Origin of the sequence: Cyanobium sp. Alchichica 3B3-8F6 (assembly GCF_024346435.1) — a bacterium.
Classification (GTDB): Bacteria; Cyanobacteriota; Cyanobacteriia; order PCC-6307; family Cyanobiaceae; genus Cyanobium_A.
In genome coordinates this window covers 45,534-60,632 of the sequence record NZ_JAGQCZ010000014.1, presented here as the reverse complement: position 1 = coordinate 60,632, position 15,099 = coordinate 45,534, and the positions used below count along the sequence as shown (strand labels likewise).

Genomic DNA, 15,099 nt, shown 5'->3' with positions numbered 1-15,099 from the left:
GAAAGGTTTTGGGCTTGCTCATGTCCCATTCTCCAGCCCAGATCCATTGCTGTCACTGGAATCTGGGCAGATTGGAGAGCGTCTGTGGAGAAGCAGGCGGTGGGGTTATGTGCGACAGGCTCCTAGGGCTGCCAGCAGCTGGGGCAGGGTGAGTGCCTCATTGCGAGCGGGGATCAGAACCGACACCCGGGGCTGCCCTATGGGCGTGAATTCGGGTAGGGCCGGCATGCGCAGGCACAGAAACCAGCCCAGCAGCCAGCGCACCAGCAGGGAAATGGCCAGGAGATCGGGGGAGGGCATGGCATTCAGGGAGGCTCGCTCATGGGCGCAGCAGCTCGGCCACCAGGGGCTCCAGGGCCGCCGGATGGCGCATCAGCTGCTGGTGGGTGCGCACAGGTAACGCCTCGCGCGGCCCAACCGGCAGAACGGCTCGCCAGCCCGGCAGCACCATCAGGTCACGGCTGCAGTAGTAGCTGTGGCACTCCACGTCACGGAGGCCGTCGAGGTTTTGGTTGAGTTGGCTCAGCAATGGGCTGCCCCACTTCATGTCGGCGATGCTGGCCAGCAGCCAGCGGGGCCAGGGCTGGGCCGTGAGCGTGCCCCGCTGCGGACTGCCCACGCTGATGAAGCGACGGGTGCGGCGATGGCCGCCCAGCAGCTGGATCCAGGTGCGACCGATGACCCCACCCATCGAGAAGCCCAGCAGGTCGATGGGGGTGTCGGGGCCGAAGGCGGCTTCGATGTGGCTGCCGAGCTGGCTGGCCAGTTGGGGGATCGGTGTACTGCCGAGCCCATGGGGCAGGTGGGGGATGAGCAGGGGCGTCCGCCGATCGCCCAGGGTCTGCTGGAGGCGATGGAACAGCCTGGGGCTATCCCACAGCCCGTGCACCAGTACCAGAGGGGGGTGGGTAGCCATGCTCCAAGGCTAGGAAGCTTCCAGGCTCAGCATCAAAAAACCGCCCCCTGGGGAGCGGTTGGGATATCAGCGTTGGGATCCGAACGAAACCCGAATCCTGCAAAAAAGGTGAGCTGAATTAGGTGAGCTGAAGCTCAGTAACGGCCGCCGCCGCCACCGCCGTAGCCGCCGCCACCACCACCACCGCCATAGCCGCCGCCGCCGCCGAAATCGCGGCGACCGCCACCACCACCACCGCCACTGCCGCGGGGCTCGGCCTTGTTGACGCGGATGGCGCGACCCATCCACTCGACGTCCTGAAGATCGTCGATGGCCTTGGTTTCCTCAGCCTCGTTGGCCATCTCGACGAAGGCGAAACCGCGCTTGCGGCCGGTGTCGCGGTCGAGGGGAAGGCTGCACTTGCTCACCTGTCCGTATTGGCTGAACAGGTGCTGGACATCTTCCGCTTCTGCATCGAAGGAAAGATTGCCGACGTAAATGGTCATGAACTCAGAAACTATGAATCGATCCTTCGACGGCCCAACAGAAAGTGGTCAGCTCGCTAGAGAGAAATCTTTGAATCATCAACAATCCTACAGCGTTCGAGGCCAGGCCACCGAATCCTCGAATCTTGGCTAGGCATGTAGGGCTCCACGCCCTGCCCTGCCATGTCGAAAGCTCAGCTCACCGCCTTCATGGTCAAGGTGGACGCCGATGCGGCCCTCAAGGCCCGGGTCGACGCGGCCGGCAGTGTTGATGCCGTTGTGGCGATTGCCCTGGAGCAAGGGCATGTCTTTTCCCCGGCGTCCTGGAGCCGCGCCCAACGGGCCTGACAAGCCAACCGGCCGTTAGTTGGTCATCACGTCCACGCTTTTGAGGGCGGGGCCCAGTAGCCGGCCGAAGGCCTCGAGTTGAGGCTGACTGCCCAACACCACCAGCGTCTGGCCCGGTGCCAGGCGGGTGTCACTGCTGGGGTTGGCGATCAGCTCGGGTTCTTCGGGGCTGTAAGTCGCCCCGCGGTATTGGCGGGTGGCCCCATCCTCGCTGCGTCGGGGGGGCACGATCGCCAGCACAAGGGCGCCGGTGCGGGCACCGAGTTGGAGGTCGGCCAGGGAGGCCCCATTGAGGGGCCCCAGGTCAGCAGCATCACTGCTGAGCAGAAACTCCTCCACCTCGCAGCCTGAGCCCGCCAGCAGATCCATGAAGCTCACGGCCAGGGGGCGCAGGGCCTTGGCTGCCATGGTGCGGCCACCACTCACAAAAGGGCTGACCACCTGGTCGGCGCCGGCGAGGCGCAGCTTGCGCTCAGCTTCTTCACTGTCGGAGCGGGCGATCAGGCGGCAGTTGGGCGCGATGCCGCGGGCGCTGAGCACCACGTAGAGGTTGGAGGCGTTGTTGGGCAGGGCTGCCACCAGCGCCCGGCAGCGGTGGATGCCTGCCTCCAGCAGCGTTTCGTCCAAGGTGGCGTCGGCCATCAGCACTGGAAGCCCACGCTCTTCGGCGGCTTCCCGCCGCTCGGCGTCCATCTCCACCACCAGCATGGGAACGTTCTCCCTGGTGAGCTGTTCGGCGATCTCGTGGCCGATGCGGCCGTAGCCGCAGAGGATCACATGGTTGTGCATGGATTGCAGCCAGCGGCGGAAACGGCGCTCGCGCAGGCGCCGGAAGTACCCGGATTCAGACAGCCCCAACACGCCCTGGATGCTGATCTGCACCACCACCAGGCCGCCCAGGATGAGCAGGGTGGTAACCAGGCGCCCGTTGGCGCTGAGGATCTGGGTGTGGCCATCACTGAAGCCAAGGGTGCTGAGGGTGATCAGCACCATCCAGTAGCTGTCCCCCCAGTCCCAGCCTTCGCTGAGGCGGTAGCCGAGGGCGCCAGCGTTGACCAGCAGAGCCAGGGCAAGGGGCGCCCGCCAGGGTTTGCGGTTGCGCGTGGAGGGTGGTCTTTGGGTGGCGTAAAGCCAGGGACGCTTGGGCATGGGATCTGGACCCGGTGCTCCAGATCACTCGGCTCAGGGTACGGGCAGTGTCCTGTTGCCGTCTGGTTGATCCCGAACATTTGGTGACGTTGTCCACCGAACGGCGGACGTCTCCGTTAACCCTGAAAGGTTCTTTCCGCAGCTCGCCTGGATGGGCGCATCTTCGGTTGTTGATGATCGGCATCCTGCCCTGCTCAAAGAGAGCGGTCAGCGGGAGGTGTTCTGCGGCCTCACCTCGATTGTGTGGCTGCATCGGCGCATGCCGGATGCTTTTTTTCTGGTGGTGGGCTCCCGCACCTGCGCTCACCTGATTCAGAGCGCCGCCGGCGTGATGATCTTTGCCGAACCCCGCTTCGGCACCGCGATTCTGGGGGAGCGGGATCTGGCCGGCCTGGCCGATGCCAATGAGGAGCTCGACCGTCTCGTGACGGATCTACTGGTGCGGCGCCCGGAGATTCGCACCCTGTTTCTGGTGGGCAGTTGCCCCAGCGAGGTGATCAAGCTCGATCTGGCCAAGGCTGCCGAGCGGCTCAACACCCAGCTGGCCGGTCGGGTGAAGGTGCTCAATTACAGCGGCAGCGGCATCGAAACCACCTTCACCCAAGGGGAAGACAAGGCCCTGTTGGCGATGGTGCCGCTGATGCCCAGCAGCGATGTCGATCAGCTGCTGATTGTGGGCACCCTGGCCGATGCGGTGGAAGACCGGCTGGTGCAGCTGTTTGGCCGCCTGGGGATTCCGGTGGTCACGAGCCTGCCGCCGCGGCGCTCCACCGAGTTGCCCCCGATCGGCCCGGGCACCCGGGTGCTGTTGGCCCAGCCGTTTCTCTCGGATACGGCGCGCGCCCTGGTGAACCGCGGGGCGCGGCTGTTGGCGGCCCCCTATCCCTTCGGGGTGGAGGGCAGCCGGGCCTGGATGGCGGCGGGCGCGGAGGCCTTCGGTGTGGCGCCGGCCCAGGTGGCCGCCGTGTTGGATCCGCTTGTGGAGCGGGGCCGCCGGGCGATCGCTCCCCACCGGGAGCTGTTGGCGGGTAAACGCCTCTTCCTGCTGCCCGATTCCCAGCTGGAGCTCTCGTTGGCGCGCTTCCTGCAGCGCGAATGCGGCATGGAGCTGGTGGAGGTGGGCACGCCCTACCTGGATCGCCAGCTGCTGGATGCCGAGCTGGCCTTGCTGCCGGAGGGCACCCGCATCAGTGAAGGCCAGGACGTGGAGCGCCAGCTGGAGCGGGTGCGTGCGGCGCGGCCCGACCTGGTGGTGTGCGGCCTTGGCCTGGCCAACCCCCTTGAGGCCGAAGGGATTGCCACCAAGTGGTCGATCGAGCTGGTGTTCAGCCCCATTCACGGCTGCGACCAGGCCGGGGATCTGGCCGAGCTGTTTGCCCGTTCCCTGCGCCGTCGCGCCGCCCTGTCGTTTGCCTGAGCGCCGGCTGCATCCCGCCGCCGCCGCCGCCCCCTCCTGTTCTTCCCTCCCATGGAACTCACCCTCTGGACCTACGAAGGCCCGCCCCATGTGGGCGCCATGCGCATCGCCACATCGATGGAGGGAGTGCACTACGTGTTGCATGCCCCCCAGGGCGACACCTACGCCGACCTGCTGTTCACGATGATCGAGCGGCGCGACAAGCGCCCGCCTGTCACCTACACCACCTTCCAGGCCCGCGACCTGGGCGGCGACACCGCCGAGTTGGTGAAGCGCTCGATCAGCGAAGCGGTGGCGCGCTTCCAGCCGGAGGCCCTGCTGGTGGGCGAGAGCTGCACCGCCGAGCTGATCCAAGACCAACCAGGCGCTCTGGCAGGCGGCATGGACCTGGGCGGCATTCCGGTGGTGAATCTCGAGCTGCCCGCCTATTCCAAAAAAGAGAACTGGGGGGCCGCCGAAACCCTCTATCAACTGGTGTGGGGCCTGCTGAAGGCCCAGCTGCCCTCGCCTGGCTTTGCCAAGCCCTCGCCCCAGCGCTGGCGTGACGAGGGCCGGCGGCCGCGGGTGAATCTGCTGGGGCCGTCGCTGCTCGGTTTTCGCTGTCGTGACGACGTGCGCGAGATCACGGCCCTGCTGGCGGAGTACGGCATCGAGGTGGCCGTGGTGGCGCCCCTGGGCGCCCGCCCCGCCGATTTGCAGCGCATCCCCACGGCCGACGCCAACGTGTGCCTTTATCCCGAGGTGGCGGGTTCGGTGTGCAGCTGGCTGGAGCGCAGCTTCGGCATGGCCACGGTGCGCACCGTGCCGATCGGCATCGGCGCCACCGCCAGTTTCCTGCGGGAGTTGCACCAGCTGCTGGGCCTGGAGCTTCCCGCTGCGCTGCAGCCTGGAGCCGATGGCACCTGCGCCGCCGAACGGCGCTCGCGGCTGCCCTGGTATTCGCGCTCGGTGGATTCCACCTATCTCACCGGCAAGCGGGTGTTCATCTTTGGCGATGCCACCCACGCCATCGCGGCGGCCCGGATCGCCAGCCGGGAGCTGGGCTTCCAGGTGGTGGGTTTGGGCAGCTACAGCCGCGAGCAGGCCCGAGAGCTGCGGGCCGCAGCCGCCGAGCTGGGCCTCGAGGCCCTGATCAGCGACGACTACCTCGCTGTGGAGGCGGCCATGGCGGCGGCAGCGCCGGAGCTGGTGCTCGGCACCCAGATGGAGCGCCACAGCGCCAAGCGCCTCGGCATCCCCTGCGCGGTGATCAGCGCGCCGCTGCACGTGCAGGACGTGCCGGCCCGCTATTCCCCCCAGATGGGCTGGGAGGGGGCCAACGTGATATTCGATGCCTGGGTGCACCCGCTGATGATGGGGTTGGAGGAGCACCTGATCGGCATGTTCCGGCACGATTTTGAATTCGTGGATGGTCACCTCAGCCACCTGGAGGGGGCCAGCGCCCCCACCCGGCCGGCTGAGGCCGAACCCGCCCGTGACCAGGCCGCGGCGGCTCCGGTTGCAACCGCGCTTCCCGGCCATGGTGAGCTGGTGTGGAGCCCAGACGGTGAGGCGGAGCTGGCCAAGATCCCCTTCTTTGTGCGGGGCAAGGTGCGCAAGAACACCGAGGCCTATGCCCGCGACCGGGGGCTGGAGGTGATCGACAGCGAAGCTCTTTATGAAGCGAAGGCCCACTTCAGCTCCTGAATCATTTCGAATCGAGGCAATCTCCGGCTCAATCTCTGCCGTGAACTCAGCCTGGGGGCGGCTTGCCCGGATTTAGGTACTTTCACCCATGCGCATGTGTGTGGATCCGCATGAATCTGGCTGGGATGTTTCGCTTTGCGCGCCTGGCCCTCGGTGGGCATCCCGCCAGCGTTTGGATGGCTGAAGCCTGTTCCTTGCGTTGGGGTTGACCTGGCGCTTTCCCCTATATGACAACCACCCTGACGCCTCCCCAGCTCTCACGCCCCGATGGTGAGGGCAGTGTTCAGGTGCATCAAGACGCCTCGATGGCGATCGAAGAGGGAGCCCTGGTCCTTGCCGTGTATGGCAAGGGCGGCATCGGCAAATCCACCACGTCGTCCAACCTGTCGGCGGCCTTCTCGAAGCTGGGCAAGCGGGTGCTGCAGATCGGTTGCGATCCCAAGCACGACAGCACCTTCACGCTCACCAAGAAGATGGTGCCCACCGTGATCGATATTCTTGAAACCGTTGATTTTCATACTGAAGAATTGCGGCCCGAAGACTTCGTGTTTGAGGGCTACAACGGTGTGATGTGTGTGGAGTCTGGCGGCCCACCAGCAGGCACGGGCTGTGGCGGTTACGTCACCGGCCAGACGGTGAAACTGCTCAAAGAGCATCACCTGCTCGAAGACACCGACGTGGTGATCTTTGATGTGTTGGGAGATGTGGTGTGCGGCGGCTTTGCTGCGCCGCTGCAGCATGCCCACTACTGCCTGATCGTGACGGCCAACGATTTCGACTCCATCTTCGCGATGAACCGGATCATGCAGGCCATCAATGCCAAGGCCAAGAATTACAAGGTGCGCCTTGGCGGTGTGATCGCTAACCGCTCCGAGGAGACCGACGAAATCGACAAGTTCAATGCCCGCACAGGCCTGCGCACCATGGCCCACTTCAAGACTGTGGATGCGATTCGCAAATCCCGTCTGAAGAAGTGCACCATCTTCGAGATGGAAAGCACACCGGAAGTGGAAGCGGTCCAGCAGGAGTATCTCAACCTCGCTCAGCGGATGCTCGACGATGTCGAACCCCTGGAGGCCGAATCGCTGAAGGATCGCGAGATCTTCGACCTGCTCGGTTTCGATTGAACCCAGGTCCGTGCCCATCTCGGAGCCCAATTCTCCCGAGCGCTGGCTGGCCCACTGGCGGGAGCCCTATCTGCTGCTGATTGAGGCCAGCTGGCCTCAGTTTCTGCTGCTGGTCACCGCGGCCTATGTGCTGATCCATCTGCTGTTTGCGGCCCTTTACCTGCTTGACCCGACGGGGATCGGGGGCCTGTCCGGCGGCATGGCTCTGCCGCTTCAGGCTTTTTTCTTCTCCGTGGAGACCATGGCCACGATCGGCTACGGGGTGATCTACCCCCTCAGCCACTGGGTGCATGTGGTGATGACCCTGGAAGCGCTGGCCGGGCTGATCCTGGTGGCCCTGATCACCGGCCTCTCCTTTGCCCGTTTCTCGCGGATGCCCCACTGCATCCGCTTCGCTGAGACGGTGCAGGTTGTCTCGGTGGAGGGCACTCCGGCCCTGCTGATCGGCCTGAACAGCAAGCGCCGCAACACGATCCTGGATGTCAGGGTTCAGGCTGTCTGGAAGCACGCCGGTGCCGGGGGGCTCACCGAGTACGAGCCGTTGCCGCTGCAGCTCCCCGATGGCCTGCCCCTGCAGGAGCAGCTCACCCTCGTCCACCGGTTGGATCCGCAGCGGCCGTTGCAGGGGCTAGAGGGCGCCTTGCTGATCAGCTTCAGCGGCGTGGACGCCACCCTGGAGCGCCCGTTCCATGCGGCCCATCTGTATGACGCCAGCCAGATTCTCTGGCGTGAGCTGCCCCCTACTCCCCTTGCCAGCCCTGCTCCCAGCCCTTGATCATCCGGTAGATCACTGGCACCACGAACAGGCTCAGCACGGTGGCCACCAGCAGTCCGAAGAACACCACTGTGCCGATGCTCACCCGGCTGCCGGAGCCGAAGCCGCTGGCCAGCAGCAGGGGCAGGAAGCCCGCCAGCGAGGAGACGGCTGTGAGCAGGATCGGCCGCAGGCGGGCGGTGGCCGCACCCCGGATCGCCGTGTCCAAATCGAGGCCTTCCGCCATGCGCTGGTTGGCGAATTCCACAATCAGGATGCCGTTCTTGGCGGCCAGGCTCACCAGGACCAGCAGGCCCATCTGGCCATACACGTCGAGCGGCAGGCCGCGCAGCATCAGGCCGCCGATGGCCCCCAGCATCGCCAGGGGCACCGTCACCAAGATGATGAAGGGATCGGCAACGTTGCCGTAGAGGGCCGCCAGCACCAGCACCATCACCACGATCGCCAGGGCGAACACGCGCATGTTGCCGCCGCCCGCCTTCGCTTCTTCCCGGGCCAGGCCCGCCCACTCCAGATCGGTGCCGCTGCCGCGTTGCCGCTGCACCTGCTCCAGGGTGGCCATGGCCTGGCCGCTGCTCACCCCCGGCCGGGGCAGGGCCCGGATGCTGATCGAGCGCACCAGCCGGGTGTGGTTGATCGAGGTGGGGCCGCTGCCCGGCTCGATGCGCACCAGCTGGGCCAGGGGAATCAGCAGCCCCTCGCGGTTTTTCACCTGCAGAGCCAACACATCCTCGGCGCTGCGCCGCGCCTGGCCATCCAGTTGCACGATCACCTTGCGCACCTGATCGCTCTCGAAGCTGTCGTTGACGTAGTCGCTGCCGAAGCTGGCGCCGAGGGTGTCGACCACGGTGCTCAGATCCACGCCGAGGGAGGCCATCTGCAGGCGGTCGGGCACCAGTTGCACCAGGGGGGCTCCGGCGCTGAAGCGGGTGGACACCCGCTCAAAGCGGTTGGTGGCTCGGACGTCGCGGATGAAGGTCTGGGCCTGCTGCTCAAAATCCGAGAGGCTGAGTTGGCCGTTGCTGCTGTCGAGCAGTTCGAGCTCCAGCCCCCCTTCGGCGCTGAAGCCCCGCACAGATGGGGCCTCGCTGAGTTGCACCACGGCACTGCTGATGCGGCGACGCAACTCGCCATCGAGCCGGCGTGCTACAGCCCGTGTAGAGGCCTCAGGACCCCGGCGTTGCTCGATTGGCGCCAGGCGCACGAAGAAGCTGCCTTTGTTGGGGCTGCTGTCGCCGAAGGAGCGCCCTGCATAGAAATTGGCGCGGGTGATCAGGGGCTCAGCGGCCACCACCTGGCGCACCTGGTCGAGCACCCGCTGGGTCTGCTGCAGCCCCAGGCCGTCGGCCAGGATCACGACCCCCCGCAGCTGACCGTTGTCTTCCTGGGGGATGAAGGCCTTGGGCACGGTCTGCAGGGCGCCGCCGGTGAGCAACAGACCCGCCAGCAGCAGGGCTACCACCAGGCGCCGGCGTGCCATTGCCCAGTTCAGCCAGCGGCCATAGGGGGTTTCCAGGCTTTCGAGCCAGCGGCGGGGTGGATCGATCCAGCGCAGCAACCAGGCCGGTTCCCGTTGCTGCGGGCCCAGCAGCCGACTGCCGGCCACCGGGGTGAAGCTGAGGGCGTTGAGGGTGGAGAAGGCGATGGCGCCGCTGATCGTGATCGCGATCGGGGCATAGAGCCGGCCGAGGCTGCCGCCAAGCCCCAGCACCGGGATGAACACCACCACCAGCACCAGTGAGGTGGCCACCACGGCGCCGCCCAGTTCGGCCATGGCTTCTCGGGCGGCCTGCAACGGCGGCTTGCCGGCCTCCAGCCGTCGGCCGATGTCCTCACTCACCACGATGGCGTCGTCGACTACCAGGCCTGTGGCCAGCACGAGACCAAACAAGGTGAGGGTGTTGAGCGATTGGCCCGCCAGTTTCAGCACGCTCAGCGAGCCGATCAGGGCCACGGGCACCGCTGCGGCGGTGATCAGGGCGAGCCGGCTGTTGCCCAATCCGAGCAGCAGCACCACAAACACCAGCACCACTGCATCGCGCAGGCTGTTGAGGGTGCCCTGGATGCTGCCGCGCACGAAGTCGGCCTCATCCACGATCAGCTGCTGATCAACCCCCGGCGGAAACTGGGGCGCCAGCTCCTCGAGGCCGGCATTCACCGCCTCGCTCACGGCAATCGCATTGCTGCCATCGCGCTGGTAGATCACCACGGCCACCGTGGGCCTGCCCTGGAGGTTGGTGGCGATGGTGTCGTAGGTCTCGCTGCCCAGGCTCACCCGGCCCACATCGCGCAGCAGGGTGACCCCCCCGTTGGCGCTGCGGGCCACCACCAGCTGTTCAAACTCCGCCGTGCTGCGCAGGCGTCCCTCCATCCGTAGGGGCAGGGTGATCTCCTGGCCGGTCGGGGCTGGTGCCTCTCCGGTCTGGCCCAGGGCCGCCAGCACGTTCTGCTGCTGGAGGGCCGTGCGCACCTCGGCAATCGTCAGGCCCCGCTCCTCCAGTCGCGCCGGGTCGAGCCAGAGGCGGAAGGCCAGGCTGTTGCCGCCGGAGAGGGTGACGTTCCCCACCCCAGGCACCCGCTGCAGCCGCTCCTTAACCACCTGGTCAAGCCAGCCGCTCAGGAAGGTGTCGCTGTAGAGGGTCGGATCGGCACTGAAGCTCAGCACCATCAGCAGGTCGTCGGAGCTGCGCCGCACCTGCACCCCGAAGCGGGCCACCTGCGCCGGCAGTTGGCGGGTCACCACTGCCGCTTCGTTCTGGGTGTTGATCTGGTTGAGTTCGGGGTCGCCGCCCTCAAAGCCCAGGGTGATGGAGCTGCCGTTGGCGGAGCTGGTGGAGCGGATGCTGTCGAGCCGCTCCAGTCCGTTGAATTGCTTCTCGAGCAGGGCGGTCACGCCCTGTTCCACCACCTCCGGCCTGGCGCCTGGATAGTTGGCCCGCACCGTCACCCGCCCGGGCGCAATCGGCGGCAGGTTTTCCACCTGCAGGGCGGGCAGGCTCACCAAGCCACCCAGCAGCACCAGCAGGCTCACCACCAGGGTGAGCACGGGCCGGCGCAGAAAGGGATCGGAGATCGATTTCATCGGCGCCGCAGCGAGCGTGCTGGCGAATCAGGCGAATGAATTAGCCCAGATCGCGTTTCAGCACCACACAGAGGTAATCGGGTGCTTTGTAGCGGCTCGGTAGGCAGATGTGCAGTTGCTCGAGGCGGCTCCAGCACACCGTGCGTTGAATGGCGGCCACGGTTTTGCCCTCCTTGAGCAGCAGCCGCAGCGCCTTGCAGTAGAGCGAATAATTGGCTTCGAGTTCCCCGATGGTGAGTCCCTGGCTACTGCTCATCTCACGGGTTGCGTCCAGGAGTGGCAAAGACGCTTTCTCACCTTACGGCGCGCTGGAACGGCCGTTGTCGCCGTGGCCCGAGCCCAGGACGGCCGCCTGGGCATCGCTCAGCCGGCCGGCACGATGCAGCACCCCGGTGATCTGCTCGATGGCCAGCACGGCATGGCAGCGATAACCGGCCGCCGCCAGGCGCTCCCGGGCTTGGCGATCGTGGTCGCCGCCGTGGTCGCCGCCGTGGTCGCCGCCGTGGTCGATGAACACCACCACGTCTTCCACCACCAGGCCCGAGCTCTCGAGCTTGGCGATGCCCTCCAGCACGCTGCCGCCGGTGATCAGGATGTCGTCGACCACCACCACCCGGTCGCCCTCTTCGAAATCCCCTTCGATCAGGCGGCGGGCCCCATGGGCTTTCACCTCCTTGCGGGGGTAGATCAGGGGCTTGTGCAGTTGCAGCGACAGGCCGGTGGCGGTGGGCAGGGAGCCATAGGGGATGCCGGCGATGCGGTCGAAGTCGAGCTCTTGCAACAGCCCGGCGTAGGCGTGCAACACCCGGTGAAACAGGTTGGGGTCGGAGATGATCTGGCGCAGGTCGACGTAGTAATTGAAAACGGCTCCTGAGGCCTGCACGTAGTCGCCAAACAACAGGCAGCCGATGTCGAACAGGTCGACGATCAGGCTTTCGAGCGGATCGCTGCTGTTGGGCAACCACAGTGCGCAGGTGCTGGACTCGCTTTGCGCGCGGCTCTCCAGCCAACGCTCCCGCCGGGCCGTGATCTGGTGTTTGAGGGCCTCGGCACGGGGGGCAATGTCGTCTTCGACCAGCAGGTTTTGGGGCAGGGGCAGCAGCAGCCCGTCACTGGCCGCGGTGAAGCCCGCTTCGAGCATGGCCTCGAGCTTTTCCTCCTCCCCCCAGAGGCTGCGCAGGATCAGGAAGCGCTCCGGGGCTTCGGCGCGCACCCGCGCCAGAATCTCCGGATCGCTGGTGCCCACTTCCAGCAGCAGCTGGTCGGGGGTGGCCCAGAGCTGGGTTTCGCGCACGATCCGCACATAAAGCGGCTCGGTTTCATTGGGGTGGTGCTGGATCACCCGAGCTGCCTGGTTGGAGCTGTGGCAGGTCATCACCACGGCCTTGCCCGGGTAGAGCAGGAAGGGGGCGGCGATGTCCTGTCCGGCCAGGGGCGACAGGGTGACCGCATCGGCCCCGAGCTCCTTGAACAAATAATGGGCCAGGGCGGAGGAGGAGTTGAGATCGCCGTGCTTGGCATCGACGATCAGGGGGAGATCGCGGGGCACCAGGTCGCGCACCTCAAGCAGCAGCTCCAGGCCTACCGGCCCGAGGGCCTGGTAGAAGCCGAGGCTGGGTTTGTAGGCGCACACGTGGGGTGCGGTGGCCTCGATCACCGCCTTGATCCAGTGGCGAGCCTGGCTGAGGAAGGAGCGTCCGGCCAGTCCGCGGCGGGCGGCCCAGCTCTGCAGCATCTCCGGGTTGGGGTCCAGCCCTGTCACCAGTAGCGACTGGCGATCGGCGATGGCGTCGGTGAGTTGAACGAAGAAGCCCATCGCCCGCAGGCTGCCTGGGCCTGTTGCTAAGCCAGCCGACAGCCCTGGCGCGGGCTGGTGACACAGCTCGTTGTAAACCCGGAGCCGGGTTAGGTGGCGGCAGCCACGCACAGGCGCGCCATCAGCCCTTCCTCATCGGCGGGCACCCGCAGCCAGCGCACGTCCCCCAACCAGCCCAGGGCCTCCTCCAGTTCGGTGGCTAGAGCTTGATCGTGCTCGCCGATGCCGCCGGTGAGGGCGATCGCATCCACGCCCCCGAGGCTGGCTGCCATGGCTCCGATCCCCTGCAGCAGGCGGTGGCGAAACACCGCGATCGCCAGCTGGGCTCCAGCGTGTTGCTCCGCGGCCCGCAGACGCAGTTCCCTCATGTCGCCGCTCAGCTCGGAGAGCCCCAGCAGGCCGCTGTGGTGGTTCAAAGTGTCATCGAGCTCGCTGGCGCTCACCCCCTGGCGCAATAGGTGCAGCAGCAGGCCGGGATCGACGCTGCCGCTGCGGCTGGCCATCACCAAGCCCTCCAGCGGCGTGAAGCCCATGGTGGTGTCGACACTGCGCGGCGGGCCATCGGGGGGGATGCGGATGGCACAGAGCGAGCAGCCGGCGCCGAGGTGGCAGCTGATCAGGCGGTGCACGGCAGGTTCGCGGGCCACCACCGTTTCGGCCACGTGCTGGTGGTTGAGGCCGTGAAAGCCGTAACGGCGCAGGCCCTGCTGGCGCCAGTGCGCCGGAATGGCATAGGTGGACGCGGCCTCGCCCAGGCTGGCGTGAAAGGCGGTGTCGAAGCAGGCCCATTGCTGGATGTCCTGGGGCGCCAGCCGGCCCTGCAGCCACTGGATGGCCTCCAGGGCCGGGCCGTTGTGGAGCGGGGCCAGGGGCACCAGGGTGGCCAGCTCCGTCAGCACCTCCGCTGTGAGCGGTGTGGGGGCGATGAAGCGGGAGCCACCGTGCACGAGCCGGTGCACCACCAGCTCCGGGGGCGGGCTGGCTTCGGCCAGCCATGGGGCTAGCCACGTCTCCAGCAGGGCGGGGAGATCCTGGCTCCAGCTGCTTTGCTGCTGCCAGAGCCGCCGCCCGCTGGCATCACAAAGCGCCAGCTTGACGCTGGAGCTGCCCGTGTTCACCACCAGGATGGAATGGGGTGTCATGGCGGAAGGGACGAGGTCTTCACAGCAAGCGCCGGTTAGGTGCCGGTGCGCAGCCGCCAGGCCAGGGTTTCGCCCGCGTGGAAGGGCACCAGATTCACCGCGCTGCCGGCGGCGTCGTTGCAGTGCAGCCGGCTGGGCACCTCATGCGGCTGCCGCTCCAGGGTGATCATGCCTGCGTTGAGCGGCAGCCCATAAAACCGAGGCCCGAATTCGGAGGTGAAGGCTTCGAGTTTGTCCAGGGCCTTCTCCTGCTCAAACACAGCTGCATAGCTCTCCAGTGCAAACGGGGCGTTGAAGATGCCGGCGCAGCCGCAGGCCGATTCCTTGGCCTCGCGGCTGTGGGGGGCTGAATCGGTGCCGAGGAAAAATTTGGGATTGCCGGAGGTGGCTGCCCCCCGCAGGGCGATGCGATGCAGTTCGCGCTTGGCCACCGGCAGGCAATAGAAGTCGGGTCGCAGGCCACCGGCAAACATCGCGTTCCGATTGATGTGCAGGTGGTGGGGCGTGATCGTGGCCGCCAGGTTGGCTGGGCCGCTGCGCACAAAGTCGACCGAATCCATGGTGGTGATGTGCTCGAGCACCACCTTCAGGCCCAGGTGGCGCTGCAGCAGCGGTTCCAGCACCCGCTCGATGAACACCGCCTCGCGATCAAAGATGTCGATCTCAGCGTCGGTGACTTCGCCGTGGATCAGCAGCGGCATGCCGATGCGCTCCATCACTGCCAGCACCGGCTCAATGCGGGCGAACGCTGTGACGCCGGAATCGGAGTTTGTGGTGGCGCCGGCCGGATAGAGCTTGGCGGCCGCCCACACGCCCTCGGCAAAACCGCGCTCGATCTCCTGTGGATCAATGGTGTCGGTGAGGTAGGCCGTCATCAACGGCGTGAAGCCGCTGCGATCGGGCAGGGCGGCCCGGATGCGCTCCCGGTAGGCACTGGCCGCCGCCACCGTGGTGACCGGCGGCCGAAGGTTGGGCATCACGATCGCCCGGGAGAATTGGGCGGCCGTGGCCGGCGCCACCGCCTGCAGCATCGCCCCGTCGCGCAGGTGCACATGCCAGTCGTCGGGCTGGCGGATGGTGAGCTGCTGCAGGGGCTGCGGCACGGCGAGCGCACAGGGATTACCACCACCCTGGCAGGCCTGAAAGATTCACTGCAATCGGCTGGCGGTAGGCCTCC

At 66.6% G+C, this 15,099-nt stretch carries 14 protein-coding genes; 5 read left to right on the top strand and 9 right to left on the bottom strand.

Going from position 1 to position 15,099, the window contains the following annotated elements:
* Positions 1–105: 105 nt before the first annotated feature.
* From KBY65_RS11505 to KBY65_RS11495, 3 genes are all read right to left on the bottom strand, one after another.
* The gene (locus KBY65_RS11505) at positions 106–300 is read right to left on the bottom strand and encodes a glycosyltransferase (protein WP_255001652.1); all 195 of its coding nucleotides are present in this window, start codon (positions 298–300) and stop codon (positions 106–108) included.
* Positions 301–319: 19 nt separating this feature from the next.
* Positions 320–916 (bottom strand): esterase/lipase family protein, encoded by a 597-nt coding sequence (locus KBY65_RS11500; protein ID WP_094561394.1) that lies wholly within the window; start codon positions 914–916, stop codon positions 320–322.
* A 134-nt stretch (positions 917–1,050) separates the two neighbouring features.
* A complete protein-coding gene (locus KBY65_RS11495) occupies positions 1,051–1,401 on the bottom strand; it encodes an RNA recognition motif domain-containing protein (protein WP_255001651.1) in 351 nt (116 codons plus the stop codon).
* 162 nt (positions 1,402–1,563) lie between these two features.
* On the opposite strand from KBY65_RS11495, the gene KBY65_RS11490 reads away from it, so the two are divergent.
* Positions 1,564–1,728, top strand: a complete 165-nt coding sequence (locus tag KBY65_RS11490; protein WP_094561396.1) for a Nif11-like leader peptide family natural product precursor — start codon at positions 1,564–1,566, stop codon at positions 1,726–1,728.
* 15 nt (positions 1,729–1,743) lie between these two features.
* On the opposite strand, the gene KBY65_RS11485 is transcribed toward KBY65_RS11490, so the two are convergent.
* Positions 1,744–2,877 carry a potassium channel family protein gene (locus tag KBY65_RS11485; RefSeq protein WP_094561397.1) on the bottom strand — a complete coding sequence of 378 codons (1,134 nt, stop codon included), beginning with the start codon at positions 2,875–2,877 and terminating at the stop codon, positions 1,744–1,746.
* 151 nt (positions 2,878–3,028) lie between these two features.
* Here KBY65_RS11485 and KBY65_RS11480 point away from each other — a divergent pair, with 151 nt between their 5' ends.
* The 4 genes from KBY65_RS11480 (at position 3,029) to KBY65_RS11465 (ending at position 7,882) form a co-directional block, all read left to right on the top strand.
* On the top strand, positions 3,029–4,294 hold the full coding sequence (locus tag KBY65_RS11480) for a ferredoxin:protochlorophyllide reductase (ATP-dependent) subunit N (protein ID WP_254987631.1): 1,266 nt from the start codon (positions 3,029–3,031) through the stop codon (positions 4,292–4,294).
* Between the two features lie 51 nt (positions 4,295–4,345).
* Positions 4,346–5,980 (top strand): ferredoxin:protochlorophyllide reductase (ATP-dependent) subunit B, encoded by a 1,635-nt coding sequence (locus tag KBY65_RS11475; RefSeq protein ID WP_255001650.1) that lies wholly within the window; start codon positions 4,346–4,348, stop codon positions 5,978–5,980.
* 227 nt (positions 5,981–6,207) lie between these two features.
* Positions 6,208–7,107 (top strand): ferredoxin:protochlorophyllide reductase (ATP-dependent) iron-sulfur ATP-binding protein, encoded by a 900-nt coding sequence (bchL, locus tag KBY65_RS11470; RefSeq protein WP_254987629.1) that lies wholly within the window; start codon positions 6,208–6,210, stop codon positions 7,105–7,107.
* A 10-nt stretch (positions 7,108–7,117) separates the two neighbouring features.
* The gene (locus tag KBY65_RS11465; protein WP_158217074.1) at positions 7,118–7,882 is read left to right on the top strand and encodes an ion channel; all 765 of its coding nucleotides are present in this window, start codon (positions 7,118–7,120) and stop codon (positions 7,880–7,882) included.
* Here KBY65_RS11465 and KBY65_RS11460 read toward each other — a convergent pair.
* The 5 genes from KBY65_RS11460 to pyrC all read right to left on the bottom strand — a co-directional run bounded on the left by KBY65_RS11460 (position 7,848) and on the right by pyrC (position 15,025).
* On the bottom strand, positions 7,848–10,964 hold the full coding sequence (locus KBY65_RS11460; protein ID WP_255001649.1) for an efflux RND transporter permease subunit: 3,117 nt from the start codon (positions 10,962–10,964) through the stop codon (positions 7,848–7,850). The genes KBY65_RS11465 and KBY65_RS11460 overlap by 35 nt on opposite strands.
* Before the next feature lie 40 nt (positions 10,965–11,004).
* Positions 11,005–11,220: a DUF3136 domain-containing protein gene (locus KBY65_RS11455; RefSeq protein ID WP_094561403.1), complete on the bottom strand. Its 216-nt coding sequence runs from the start codon at positions 11,218–11,220 to the stop codon at positions 11,005–11,007.
* A 42-nt stretch (positions 11,221–11,262) separates the two neighbouring features.
* The gene (locus KBY65_RS11450; protein WP_094561404.1) at positions 11,263–12,780 is read right to left on the bottom strand and encodes a bifunctional orotidine-5'-phosphate decarboxylase/orotate phosphoribosyltransferase; all 1,518 of its coding nucleotides are present in this window, start codon (positions 12,778–12,780) and stop codon (positions 11,263–11,265) included.
* Positions 12,781–12,869: 89 nt separating this feature from the next.
* Positions 12,870–13,922, bottom strand: coding sequence for an acetate/propionate family kinase (locus tag KBY65_RS11445; RefSeq protein WP_255001648.1), 1,053 nt, complete (start codon positions 13,920–13,922; stop codon positions 12,870–12,872).
* 35 nt (positions 13,923–13,957) lie between these two features.
* Positions 13,958–15,025: a dihydroorotase gene (pyrC, locus tag KBY65_RS11440; RefSeq protein ID WP_255001647.1), complete on the bottom strand. Its 1,068-nt coding sequence runs from the start codon at positions 15,023–15,025 to the stop codon at positions 13,958–13,960.
* Positions 15,026–15,099: the final 74 nt, after the last annotated feature.

Excerpts from the sequence above, each read along its gene's own strand:
- KBY65_RS11505 (WP_255001652.1), bottom strand. The coding sequence starts at position 300 with ATGCCCTCCCCCGATCTCCTGGCCATTTCCCTGCTGGTGCGCTGGCTG.
- KBY65_RS11500 (WP_094561394.1), bottom strand. The coding sequence starts at position 916 with ATGGCTACCCACCCCCCTCTGGTACTGGTGCACGGGCTGTGGGATAGC.
- KBY65_RS11495 (WP_255001651.1), bottom strand. The coding sequence starts at position 1,401 with ATGACCATTTACGTCGGCAATCTTTCCTTCGATGCAGAAGCGGAAGAT.
- KBY65_RS11490 (WP_094561396.1), top strand. The coding sequence starts at position 1,564 with ATGTCGAAAGCTCAGCTCACCGCCTTCATGGTCAAGGTGGACGCCGAT.
- KBY65_RS11485 (WP_094561397.1), bottom strand. The coding sequence starts at position 2,877 with ATGCCCAAGCGTCCCTGGCTTTACGCCACCCAAAGACCACCCTCCACG.
- KBY65_RS11480 (WP_254987631.1), top strand. The coding sequence starts at position 3,029 with ATGGGCGCATCTTCGGTTGTTGATGATCGGCATCCTGCCCTGCTCAAA.
- KBY65_RS11475 (WP_255001650.1), top strand. The coding sequence starts at position 4,346 with ATGGAACTCACCCTCTGGACCTACGAAGGCCCGCCCCATGTGGGCGCC.
- bchL (WP_254987629.1), top strand. The coding sequence starts at position 6,208 with ATGACAACCACCCTGACGCCTCCCCAGCTCTCACGCCCCGATGGTGAG.
- KBY65_RS11460 (WP_255001649.1), bottom strand. The coding sequence starts at position 10,964 with ATGAAATCGATCTCCGATCCCTTTCTGCGCCGGCCCGTGCTCACCCTG.
- KBY65_RS11455 (WP_094561403.1), bottom strand. The coding sequence starts at position 11,220 with ATGAGCAGTAGCCAGGGACTCACCATCGGGGAACTCGAAGCCAATTAT.
- KBY65_RS11450 (WP_094561404.1), bottom strand. The coding sequence starts at position 12,780 with ATGGGCTTCTTCGTTCAACTCACCGACGCCATCGCCGATCGCCAGTCG.
- KBY65_RS11445 (WP_255001648.1), bottom strand. The coding sequence starts at position 13,922 with ATGACACCCCATTCCATCCTGGTGGTGAACACGGGCAGCTCCAGCGTC.